Source organism: Bacillus cereus group sp. BfR-BA-01309 (assembly GCF_022664315.1).
GTDB classification, from domain to species: Bacteria; Bacillota; Bacilli; order Bacillales; family Bacillaceae_G; genus Bacillus_A; species Bacillus_A mobilis.
On record NZ_JAKUHE010000013.1, the window covers coordinates 1 to 12515 of the forward strand.

Consider the following 12515-nt stretch of genomic DNA (forward strand, 5'->3'; position numbering starts at 1 on the left):
TAGGTGGACCGCGGTATGCCGTGAAAGTGGCACGTACCGTGCGGATCGGGGGAAAAGTTAGAGATAACTTCAAAGACTTACCTATCGATATACAACGCTAATATGCCAAAGGGAAGAGGAATGGTGAAATGGACGCCATTTGCTGCAATGACAGAACAATTTGATGGTATACGTGAGATTATTAAGGAAAAGAATAAAGTAGCACGTCCAATCTTAACTTCTGAAGAAAAAGAACTTATCGAGAACATGTTATTATGCTCATTACTATCCGAAGAAGAGGTGTTGATTACATATTACGAAGATGGCTATTTACTTACTAACTATATGACCGTAACTGATATTGATCCATTGAATTGTTCTATACTATGTACAGATGCTTTTTATAACAGAATTAATCTTAAATTCATGGATATTATTGATGTAAAATAAAAGAATTTCATGCTAAGTATAAATGTTAAATGTGATGATTGCGCTCCCCCCTTGAAATAAACGAATTCGAAGCTAAGGGTATAAAACTATATTTTAAAGATATAATAAATGAAACTTGAGTCAAAAATATCTTATAGCAAAAGAGACTCCATTATAGAGTCTCTTTTGCTATTATACTCATATGGAAGTATCTACTGTAGAATGAAAATAAAGTTGTTTAATTTTTGATAAAAAATATTTCACCAAACGAAAAAATAACAATAAAGTCGTTTGAAAATCTAAGTTTTATAGAAAACTTACTGTACAATAAGCAAAAGAATCCAAGCCAAACGCATTTAAAATTCTTTAATCAAAGAGATAAAGCATCGCAACTTTGTTCAAAACTTCGCGTCTTTCTTACAAACATCGTGGATTTATTTCAAACCCACAGAAAGAACATTGTCCGAGAGGTTTTGATATAGATGTAAAACTACCATATTTCCAAAGAACATGTATAAACTGTGACAAACAAAAGATATAGTGTTAATAGCAATAATATTAATACACAAGTAAAATACACGATAGAAATACGCTTTCTATTCTCTTTCCAATTACGTATACTGGAAATTATAAAACTTACTATCACCATGCAACAAATCCCTACCAAAAACACCAATACATACTCGTGAATAATAGCACCACAAATTAAAAATACAACTGCTAATATCGCTAATAGTGAATGTATTACACGCAAAAATAACCTCTCCTTATCTCATTGGAAACTCCGCTAATATATTATTATTATTTTGCAAACAGATGGTTTCCAATTTGTGCAACGGTTTGACGTGTTGTAATCCATTTATCAGTCGAGGTTTTGGGATTGTAAAAATAAAGCCAATCAGAATTTGTTCCTTTTGAAGTGAGAGCCTCTTCTACTGCCATTCTTGCTTCCTGTGTAGCAGGCTGATTAATTCTACCGTCTGTAACAGGAGTAAATGCATAACCATTTTTAATGGGTTCATAAATTACGCCTGTAATTGTATTTGGAAAACCATTTGCGTTAGCACGATTTAATACTACCTTTGCAACTGCAACCTTTCCTGCATGCGGTTCTCCTCCTGCTTCTGCGTTTACTAATCGAGCCATTAAGTCCACTTCTTGTAATGAAATGCCAGTACCAATCTTTAAGTGCTGACCGACAAAAATATGATTTTCGTCTACGTTATTGTTTTGTTTTATTGACTGTATTGAAACCTTATATTGTTGTGATATAGAACTTAATGTATCCCCACTTTTCACTTGGTAAATTGCTTGATATGTATTGATTGAAACTGGTGAATTATTTTTTTGAACATATTTGTTTGCAGTTGACGATACCGGAATTGTTAAACATTCTCCAATATAAATTTGATCATTTGCTTTATTATTTTCTTGTTTAAGTGATTGTACTGATACCTCATATTGTTTACTTATTGCTTCTAGGGTATCATTTTTTTGAACCGTATAAACCGTTGAAGCCGCAGTCCCTACTGGATTTGATACTACTGTAATCATTGCAGCAGATAATGGTAACCAGGTTTTCGCCTTACATAAATTCATTCAAAAAAGCCTCCTAAAAATTATTAAGTACTCTTAATATGTTTAAGTTAAACACAAATCAAGCTATTTATAGCGTAACAAAACATTGAATTCAAGTCATTGAATTTGTATTTCTATATAATAATTGGGTTGCTTATGATATTGAAATTGAATTATTATAGTTATGTTTCAAAAGAATCGGACAATCTAATTCTTAAACTAAATATGGTGAAAGTAGAGGCTTATTTCAATTGCCTAATAGTTTCTTTACTAAGAACTGTTTCTATATCCTATACTGACTTCTAATTACTTATAGAAGGAATGATAAAAATGAAGGTTTTGTTATCCATTATTTTGTTTAGTTCTCCTTCAATTAAGTGTTTTTCTTTACATCACACTTACTATCAATCTGCATATTAAGTATAATGAATACAAAGATATAAATAATGCCATGGAGGTTTACAACATGAAAAACATAATGGAACGCCTCAACAATCCATTTATTAAATATCCATTAACTGTGATTTCAGCTATAGCTATAATAAAAACAGGTTATGATTTAGGTTCCTTTATTACAAAGTTAAAATATTTTTAAATCGTAAAAAGGCAATTGATTTTTTAGAAAAGGTCAATTGCTTTAAATAATATAGAAAAAGCACTGCTGAAATCTTCAGCAATGCTTTCCCATTAACCGTATATGATAATGAACGTCTAATTTTTCTACTCATGAGTTCTGTATACTCACATATATTTATTTTAGATTTAAGATACGTTCTATTTCCTTCACACTCAACTTACTTGCTTTTGCAATAGTTTCAAGTGGTACACCAATTTCATGCATTCCTCGAATCATCTGCATCTTACCTTGCTCAATACCTTTTTCCCTGCCCTCTTGTTCTGCATGCGCTAACTTAGCTTGTTCATCTAAAAGCAATTTCTCTCGAGCTTCGTACGCTGTTCTAAAAGAAGAATCATGGCTCATATTTTCCCATTTATTTATTGCCTTTTGTAAAATTGGATCTTGATTCATCGCAATCTCCTCCAATGTTTGAGTTAAATGTTCATCTTCATGTGCTGGTAATAATAACATCCAACGAACAAATGTATTTTCCCACGGATTTACTTTTTCTTCACGCCATTGTTTTACCAATTTCGGTATCTCTACAAAATGGATTTCAATGTCGTCACTTAATAATTGCTGCATTTTTGTATTCCATAATTGTCCGATGGTATGAAATTCATCTTCCTGAGAAAATAAAATAAAGTCTAGTAAGTTAATGGTAATTGTTTTCCGAAGTGAACGATATGGCATCCCTTCTTGCATTTGGGATGTGTAAAGTTTACTCCAGTAATATAAAGAACGCTTCACCATATCATGTGTATTTCGAAGTTGAATTTCGATATTTACTTGCGTCCCATTATCTAGTGTTGCTAATAGGTCTAAAATTGATAATTTATCATCTTCATAAGATTTATGGAGATGTGGATCGTCTAGTTGTAGTGATGTAATAGGTGCATCTAAAGATTCCTCTAGAATTGCATTTAAGAAACCCGTTAAAATTTCCTCATTTCCTTTCGTTCCAAATAACTGTTTAAAAGCAAAATCAATGCGTAAATTCACTAATTTAGTGGACATGGATTTCCTCTCCCTGTCTATATCATCTCTTAATTCTTATTGTACATAAAAAAAGGTAGAACATGCAAACAAGCTCTTATGTTATCTCACATAAGAGCTTGCCTAAACCTATAAAAAATTGGTGATTCTAGCAAAAACGATTGCAAATAACATCGTATTACGCCAGAACTATCAAAAGCACTTAATGTAGAAATAATTGTACATTATGCTCACACTTATACTTACATAACTACACTACAAAGATATTTTCATCGGATTTTTTTACAAATTATCGAACTTTATTTTAACTCGCAGTTGTTCTCTAACAACATCTTTATTCTCAAAGGGACACCATCAAAGAATTTCTATTTATAGCGATATAATATACGTAAATTCGTTGACGCACAAAAGCCCTATAAATTGCTAAAAGACATCCTCTTTAATGAAACTTAACATTCTGTCCCCCCTGCAGATACCCCATTTCTTAACCATATTCTATGAATCGAGCGGTTAGCTTTTGTATTAAGCTACTAAAAATTGATACTTATTCGTTCTTATTTATTTTTCATGCCATATACTTCTAACCTTTACATTTAGCTTACTAAAAATTCGCGTTTTAATTGATTGGATGCCACGAAGGGTTCTTTCGTCGCTTTCAACATTCTTTTGTAGGGATTCGCTTTACGAAGGGGACAGATAAACCCATATTTTTTCATGATTCTACGGATGCGTTTCAAATTGTAGACAACTTGAAATTGACCCGCCAATGTCATTTTGATTTGACGAACTCCTCTCTTTCGGTTTTTAAATTGAAATGCTTTTACTATGAGCTCTTTCACCATTTCATCTTGATGCATTCTTTTCTCTCGCTGACTTTGAGAGGTAGTGGAAAAATAATTATAGTATCCAAAACGCAAAACACCGGCGATTTCATACAAATATCTCACCATATTTTTCAGGCGATATTTTTTAATAATAGAACGAATTAATAGGTACTTTTGACTATGGGATAGCGTTGTCTCGTTCCGCTTCCAAACGTGCATATTTCTCTTCTAATGTAAGTTCTCTTTCTGACTTTCTTCCTGAGTTTTCCTTACATGTGTCCCTTAAACCGAATACACCATTTTCCTTATAGGAAGTACGCCAACTATTTCCTGATGACACAATACAATGAAGTGATGACGTGGGATATTTAGAACAATTCGCTAGAAATAAAAGACGTATAGTATGACTCTAAAAAAGGTTCTTGATCGGTGTGGAAAAGAAAAATTTGTTCAAATGGAAGCATTATCAGCCTAAAATAATCTTATTAACAGTAAGGTGGTACCTACGGTACAATCTGAGCTTCCGTAACCTGGTGGAAATGATGAAGGAAAGAGGATTATCAATGGCGTACACAACTATTATGCGTTGGATCAATCAATATAGGCCTCAATTAGAAGAAAAGGTAAGACAACATCTTAAATCAACAAGTGATTCATGGAAAGTCGATGAAACTTATATTAAAGTAAAAGATCAATGGATGTATTTATTTCTTGTCGTTGATTCAGAAGGAAATACCATTGATTTTTATCTAAGTAAATCAAGAGATAAACAAGCAGCCAAGTGCTTTTTCGGACGTTTCTAAACTTCGCGTGATAACAGTAGATAAAAATCCTGCTTATCCTGTAGCAATTCAAGCGCTAAAAGAAGAAAAACATATGTCTGAAGGCATACAGCTAAAGCAAGTTAAATACCTCAATAATATATTGGAACAAGATCATCGTTTTATTAAGAAACGTGTGCGTTCTATGTTAGGGTTCAAGTCTTTTCACACAGCTACATCCATTTTTGCAGGAGTGGAAGCCATACATATGATTAAAAAAGAACAGATTGATTTACTGGATCAGTCTGTACAAAACCAGAAAAAATTCATCCATCAATTGTTTGGACTAACAGCATAAAACACAATTCAGCTAGAAATATATGCGTTATATTCTCTTTTATTTTATCTTTGCACCAGAACCAGAAATATTAGCCTCCTTTAAATTCCATAGTACATTCCAGCTAACGGATCTATTCCCACCTATTTTTATCCATATAATACTAGACTCATTAAATACAATAAGCATATAATGGAGAAACTATCTCTTTTTTTATTTATAAAGATTCACAAAGATACTCTATCTATCAGTTCAAGGAGGATACTCATGTACAAAATCTATATAACTCCTCGATCAAAAAAGCAACTTATTAAGTTATCTGAACAAAATGAAAGATCTTATAAAGAAGCGATTGATACATTAAGTCGATTACAACAGGGCCACTGGCAGGGGGGAACCCGCGTTAAAAAACTACAGGGCATCAATGACTTGTATGAGGCTCGGTTAAATTCAGGCGATCGGATGCTTTTTACGAGAAATGGCCAGGAATTATACATACAATACGTGTACATAGTCCATGATGAAGTGAACCTTAAAGCAAGAAAGACTATCTTTTCAGATCATGACTCTGTGTTATTAGAAGAAAAGTCTATGGCAGAAATGGATATCCCCCAAGATGAGATTTATAGCTTGTATGCTTCGTTTACGACAGACAAGGTACATGTGATAGATGAAGATGATTTAGTTCGAATGCTAGAGACTGAGGATTTGTCCTCTTTATCTCTTAAACTAAAACTTGTCATTGAACAAGAGCAGGTGCTTCACCAGCCACTTCCTCTTTTATTATCTGGTGGAGCTGGAAGCGGAAAATCAAGTATCTCCGTTTATCGATTACTACTTGAGGCCGAACAACTAATCCAATACGAGGAAAATCCTAAACTATTATATATAACAGAAAATCAAAAACTCGTTCAAGAGATCCAAACCCAGTTTCTTTATTTATGCCGCGGACGTGATCATGAAGAGAAATTAATTAAAGCAGTGGACTTTTGTTCTTTTGAATCAATTATAGCTCCCTATAAATTCGATGAATATTATCGCTTACTTGATCAGTACAGCTTTTATGCTGAATTTTCCTTATTTCAACGTGGGCATCATGAAGCGAAGAAATATCATTCTTCTCTTGTTTATCAGGAGCTTATATCCGTTATTGGTACTTTTGCCATTCCTCAACATCGATATTTAACAAAGGATCAATACCTAGCCTTACCAAGGTATGAAGCTCCCCTTTTTTATCAGAACCGTGCAGTAGCATGGCAAATATTTGATTGGTATAAAAAATTAAAGTTAACAAAGGGATTTTACGATATAAACGATCTTATCTTTCATGCGCTGCAGCAAGATGATCTTCCTAAATATGACTTTATTGTTTGTGACGAAGTTCAAGATTTTCATCAGGCAAAAATACACCTATCCCTTCAGTTATTAAAACATAATCGTAGGGGTGCCTTTTTGTTTGTTGGTGATGAAAAGCAAACAATTACTGAGAGTCAGTTTACTTGGAAAGGGTTAAAGCAGTACCTTAGATTGACTTTTGATATTAAAAATATATCCCAATATAACCTGGCCGTTAACTTTCGAAATCCGAGACCTATTGCCAAGCTTGGGGAGTCTCTATTTTGCATTCCTAGAAAATTAGGAATTAAAGAATATCATGTAGATCAGGTCCACGCTCCTCTTTCTGGAAACGAAGCAGTTTTCATCCGTGGTGAAGATTCTTCCATAATCAGTGAATTATATCGACAAGCCTCAGGGGATTCTGTAATTATCGTTCCTGATAAAAAGGCAGAATTAAGAGTTAAAGCGCTTTTTCAGGAACAAGCACTGTCTCCTCCCTTCGTCCTACTTCCTCATGAAGCTAAGGGACTGGAGTTTCATGAGGTTTGGTTATGGTCACTCTCAAGTTATTCTACCTCGGAGTGGAAACGACTGCTTCAACAAGGGAATACAACCAGCGAAGAAGAGAAACAATTCATCCTTTCCGAAATTCGTAAAATGTATGTATCTTTAACTCGTACGCTTTCCAATGTATATATTTTAGAACTAGATATGGGATTTTTTTGGACGAATAAGGACCTAAAACCTCTCTCATTTCTAGAAAAACAAAAAGTCAGCCAAATATTATCCGAGCGAAGGGCACTGCTATCAAATAACGAAGAAACATGGTCTAAGAATGCAAAACATTTCTATGGTGAGAGACAATATGAACGATTTCTCGAATGCTTGGGGCATATAGCCAGGTTCTCACCTTTAGATGAGCATTTATTGCATCTGCAAAAATTAGCAAAAGCACAACTCTGCTTAGAACAGGGAGAGTTTGAAGAAGCTGGGGATTTATTTTACAGCAGCAAGGCTTATGAGCAGGCAGTAGCTGCATTTGATCATCTTGGACAATTCGAAAAAATTGCGAAGATACTTGATAAAGCTGCATTTGAAACCGGAATTACCTCTGATCAAGGGAAAAGTTATGCTAAGAAGCGTGACTTATATAAAGTTCGCTCTTTTGATCGAAAAAAACAATACCATGGAAGTGGGATGCTATGTATGCGACACGGTAATTATATTGAAGCAGCACTAAGGTTTGAGCGAGGACATCATGAAAATTTATTGGAAGAATGCTTTATTCAGGCCTTAGATAAGCAACAATACGATTCTCGCTTATTAAAACTTGCCGAATCATTCTTTAAACGCCGGAACAATTATGATCGACATACACAGGTACTAAAATTAATGGAATAACTAGGAGGTTTATCTTATGAAGTTAAATTATTTTATTATGAAAAAGTCAGCGAACGAGCTTCGTACTTATATAAAAGAAGACATGGAACGATTCTTTGAAGAGCAAAAAAATGACATTTCCCCCCCACTACATACAGCGGCAACTCTTAATGATTCTAATATTGTGAGAATTTTACTTGAACATGGAGCAAATACGAATGTACAAGCCGCAACAGATGGAATGACACCCCTCATGGCTGCAACCTGGGCGCAATCGGAGGAAATCGTTCGTTTATTACTAAATTATGGGGCTAATCCGAATATCATTGATAAGGATAAATGGTCTCCACTGTTTCATGCCGCTCATCGTGGTAATGAAAAAATTGTTCAGTTGCTTCTCTCTTTTGGGGCTGATCCATCCTTAAAGGATATCTATCAAAAAACACCGTCAGTAAAAGCGAAGGAAGCTAAACACTATTCTGTATCGAAAATTTTATCTATCCCTTCAAAAAAGCTGTTTGAACAAGCAATAAAACACTTAAAAGAACAAGACTATGATTCACTTGAGAATTGGCTACTAGAGGGACATCAAATCAATATTGGAGATGACAAAGGGAATGGATTGCTCCATGTATGCACTCTACATGGAGATGTAAAAGGAGCTGAGCTTCTTATTTCCTTTGGAGCCAATGTGAATCGTCAGAATTTAAACGGTGAGACCCCACTTCATCTAGCGGCTAGAACATCCCATGTAGAACTTGTTAGGCTATTTTTACAGGTACCAGCTTGCTTATCTATTATAAAAAGTAATTCCCAAAAGCACCCTATTAATGAAACAAATCATCCAGATATTGTTGAACTTTTGAAAAAACACGAACCAAGGGAAACGTACAAATCAGGGCAAACATGTGAATGGCATAGTTGGATGACTGATTTATATAATAAAATTCATTTACAAGAGAATGCGTTGCTAGAGATGGCCATCGCAGCAGGCTTAACAAATAGAATGAATCAAAATCAAGCAAAAAAATTTTTGGAGCACTCTGAAACACCTGAAGCAATCGGTCTTGCCTTTGCATTAGATTATTTCCATGTGATTAAGTTCCCTGGTATTATACAAAAATTTTCATATGAAAACGACAACAGTACCGAACTGGGGAGATATGTCACAGCCTGCATCTGTTTTGATTCAAACCGAAAGAACATAGCAAATGCTATGCTAGAAGGACTTGCACAAGCAGGTTTTACTCCCGCTTGTGTGACACTTGCTGGTATTTATCAAATATACGGAATAAAAGAAGATCAAGCATTTAGACTTTTCGAAAAAGCAGCGCTGGTTGGGAATCGTAAAGCGATGCTTGAATTATCAAAATGCTACTTCCTTGGTAAGGGCACTAAACAGAACTTTCCGCGTTCGCTTCACTGGTTCCAGCAGGCTTCTCAGCTTGGAATTACAGACGAGCATCTCGGTAAACAATTATATGAAATGATTATAAAAACAAAAATTCCAGGTGGACAAGTTGATAGCCTATTTAAAGTAATAGAAGGCCAAAAAAACACAACTAATTTCAATGAGCAAGAAAAGGTTTCTTATGCTATAGAGCCTAGATTAGTAGAGATTTTTAAACAAATCAAAAATCTTCCAACACCAGCTCAGCTTAAAAGCTATCATATTAAACCAATTCTAAAATCCTTAAGGGAATATGAGCTGCAAATAAAACATGTAAAAGATCAACATCCAATGGAAATAAGGGAAAGCCTTTCAAAAATAATTGAAATAATGGGTCGAAAAAGTAAAAATGCAATTAACCAAGAACAGCTTCATCAGTTAATTTCTGTGATTGAAAGTAAATAAACATACAAAAGGAAATGGCCTGATTGAACTGTACACTCTAAAATGAATAATTTAATAAACAGACCTTTAAAAATCAAATACTTAAACCGTGTTGCATTACTGGAATCTTATCCATCTTAGTAGACAGTACAAGATTCAGTTTCTCTTCATTAAACAGCCTTAGTTTCAAATTCAACAGGACTAAGGTTGTTTAATTTGTGGGGAATCGTTTGTTATTTCAATACCTCATATATCTTCTAATGGCCTTAAAAACTTGATCTCTTTCTTGGAACCCATTTCTGTAAAAATACTCTTTCTTAAATTATGCGTAAATATAACCTTGTGACAAAGATTCGCTGAGCGAATCCTTATAAATACATCGCAAAAGCGACACAAGAACATAAAACATGTCCGAAACTTTTAAAACGCCAATTCAATCAAGAAGAGCCTGAAAAAGTATGTTAACGAATATTACCTATTTATTTTATGTAAAAGGAAAAAAGGCTTATTTATCCTGTGTAAAAGACAACACGAAAGATTTTAGCCTATCATGTCTCCCCCTCTTTACGAATAAATATCGTCTATCAAACATTAGATAAATTGAAAGAGAGATTAGGAGAAGTCATTCATCCTGAAGCGCTTCTACATTCAGACCAAGGTATTCATTATACACACCCTGAATTTCAGAAACGTGTAAGAGAAATAGGTATCAGACAATCTATATCCCGTAGGGGCAATTGTTCAGACAATGCACAAATGGAATCCTTGTTTGGTCATATGAAAGATGAATTAGGTTATAAAGATTGTCAAACCTTTGAATCCCTTGAGCTCAACATAAAGGATTATATGGAGGAGTGTAATTATAATCGTTATCAGTTGACATTAAAAAAGATGGTTCCGATCGAATATTGGAACCACCTTTTAAGTGCTTGATCTTTTAGAGATTTTTTATTAAACTGCCCATTTTATAGGGTACAGTTCAGAAATGATGATAGCTCTTTTTAATCAAAACTAATTTCTTCATTTTTCTTTTCTGAATTTCTACCAACTAACACCCTTTGCAACTGTTCATAGATTTTCTGGGTATCTGGCGTACTTTCTGCTTGTTTACGCTCACGTTTTACTGTATTATCATTTAACACTTCATCTTTATTTTCGGGTACCATTTGCATTTGTTCAAGTACTGCAACACGTTCTAGTCCTTCCATCTCTTCTAAATCCCCTACTTCATCTGCATCATCAATAATTTCTGGTTCCTCACTTTTAGGAATTTCCACTATACCTTTTTGCAACTCAATTACTGGTTGTTCCTGTTTAATATCCTCTTTCTCCAAATTACCTGAAGCAGCTTTGATTACTTCTGATGATTTATTTTTAGCGTTTGCTTTCTTATTTGCTCTTGCTATAGCTAATCTCACTTTCATCTCCCTTAACGAAGAAGAAATTTGATTTAATATTCTTCCCAATCCATAAAATCGAATCGCTTCAACAATAACACCCATTACAATTCCAAAAATCCACGAATTTGAGAAATATCCAACTAAGCCAAATGTAATGGCCCCTGGCAAGTATAAGCTAGCGTAACCTATTAAATTAGGTAGAGCTTTTTCTACTGTTAGTTTAAAAGTATACTTAATTATTAAATATATAGCACTTAACCCAAATATTAGACTCGCTAAGCTTATTAATAAATTTTTAAACGTTTCACCCATCATTACAAATTCCTCCTTTAATGATTTCATTTAAATTTAATTAATAAAACCCTTGGGTTAACAGTAATTTTCCCATCAAAAACAAACAACTCATTCACCCTTTCTTTATAAGAAATATCTATATAAATGATATAAGTCTACTTGTTTTTAAACACAAAAAAACCTTTCAGGTATATGAATTATTGCAAGCAATTCAGCTTTACAAAATCATAGCCCCGAAAGGGTTTTAATATTAATTGATTTAAAAAAGAAAGACTTACGTACATTATATAAACAATTGATATGACATTCAATTAGTTTTATAATTTTCTGTATATTTAAACGTTTTTAATATGTATATTACAGATAAAACAATATTCAAATTCTTGGGTTTCGTTTGTATTTAACTTAAAGTTATAAATCGGAACTAATTGTTTACTATAGTTCCGATTTACTTCTGAATATAATATGATATTTATCATTTTTTGAAATATTTCTTTCATTCAAGACAGTTGTTCTAATTGCTTTATATGAACTTATAAGAGGTTCGCCACAAAAAACGCATCTATGTAGATACGTTTTTTTGTAATTTTATTATTGATTTAAAAGAAATTTTGATTAAATAGTGGCTGAAGACATCAAATTGTTGATTCGAAAAAGGTTCGATTAAAAGCACCTCATAACCTCTAAGAATTTCAGATATGGATAGCTTTTATTTTAAATAGAGTTTAATCAGAATTTTAATTTAT

General features: G+C 33.5%; 8 protein-coding genes and 2 pseudogenes. 6 read left to right on the forward strand and 4 right to left on the reverse strand.

The features are described from left to right. The first annotated feature begins 87 nt into the window (after nt 1–87). Nucleotides 88–429: a YolD-like family protein gene (locus tag MR115_RS21885; RefSeq protein WP_242242844.1), complete on the forward strand. Its 342-nt coding sequence runs from the start codon at nt 88–90 to the stop codon at nt 427–429. Between the two features lie 780 nt (nt 430–1209). Here MR115_RS21885 and MR115_RS21890 read toward each other — a convergent pair. After that, nucleotides 1210–2007: a LysM peptidoglycan-binding domain-containing protein gene (locus MR115_RS21890; protein WP_242242758.1), complete on the reverse strand. Its 798-nt coding sequence runs from the start codon at nt 2005–2007 to the stop codon at nt 1210–1212. A 445-nt stretch (nt 2008–2452) separates the two neighbouring features. Here MR115_RS21890 and MR115_RS29880 point away from each other — a divergent pair, with 445 nt between their 5' ends. After that, nucleotides 2453–2581 (forward strand): hypothetical protein, encoded by a 129-nt coding sequence (locus MR115_RS29880; protein ID WP_255864061.1) that lies wholly within the window; start codon nt 2453–2455, stop codon nt 2579–2581. Nucleotides 2582–2737: 156 nt separating this feature from the next. On the opposite strand, the gene MR115_RS21895 is transcribed toward MR115_RS29880, so the two are convergent. Both MR115_RS21895 and MR115_RS21900 read right to left on the reverse strand, forming a co-directional pair. Further along, nucleotides 2738–3622 (reverse strand): Rpn family recombination-promoting nuclease/putative transposase, encoded by an 885-nt coding sequence (locus MR115_RS21895; RefSeq protein ID WP_242242759.1) that lies wholly within the window; start codon nt 3620–3622, stop codon nt 2738–2740. A 584-nt stretch (nt 3623–4206) separates the two neighbouring features. Next, nucleotides 4207–4768, reverse strand: a pseudogene (locus tag MR115_RS21900) (IS3 family transposase); the annotation flags it as partial. A gap of 88 nt (nt 4769–4856) precedes the next feature. Here MR115_RS21900 and MR115_RS21905 point away from each other — a divergent pair. The 4 genes and pseudogenes from MR115_RS21905 to MR115_RS30260 all read left to right on the forward strand — a co-directional run bounded on the left by MR115_RS21905 (nt 4857) and on the right by MR115_RS30260 (nt 11008). Then, nucleotides 4857–5544: pseudogene (locus MR115_RS21905) on the forward strand (IS6 family transposase). 246 nt (nt 5545–5790) lie between these two features. Then, on the forward strand, nt 5791–8262 hold the full coding sequence (locus tag MR115_RS21910) for a type II toxin-antitoxin system RelE family toxin (RefSeq protein ID WP_242242760.1): 2472 nt from the start codon (nt 5791–5793) through the stop codon (nt 8260–8262). Between the two features lie 16 nt (nt 8263–8278). Next, entirely contained in the window at nt 8279–10096 is a 1818-nt protein-coding gene (locus tag MR115_RS21915) for an ankyrin repeat domain-containing protein (protein WP_242242761.1), read from the forward strand. A 516-nt stretch (nt 10097–10612) separates the two neighbouring features. Continuing rightward, the gene (locus MR115_RS30260) at nt 10613–11008 is read left to right on the forward strand and encodes a transposase (protein WP_375337823.1); all 396 of its coding nucleotides are present in this window, start codon (nt 10613–10615) and stop codon (nt 11006–11008) included. A gap of 68 nt (nt 11009–11076) precedes the next feature. Here MR115_RS30260 and MR115_RS21920 read toward each other — a convergent pair whose 3' ends face one another. Next, nucleotides 11077–11790, reverse strand: a complete 714-nt coding sequence (locus MR115_RS21920; protein WP_242242762.1) for a hypothetical protein — start codon at nt 11788–11790, stop codon at nt 11077–11079. Between the last annotated feature and the right edge of the window lie 725 nt (nt 11791–12515).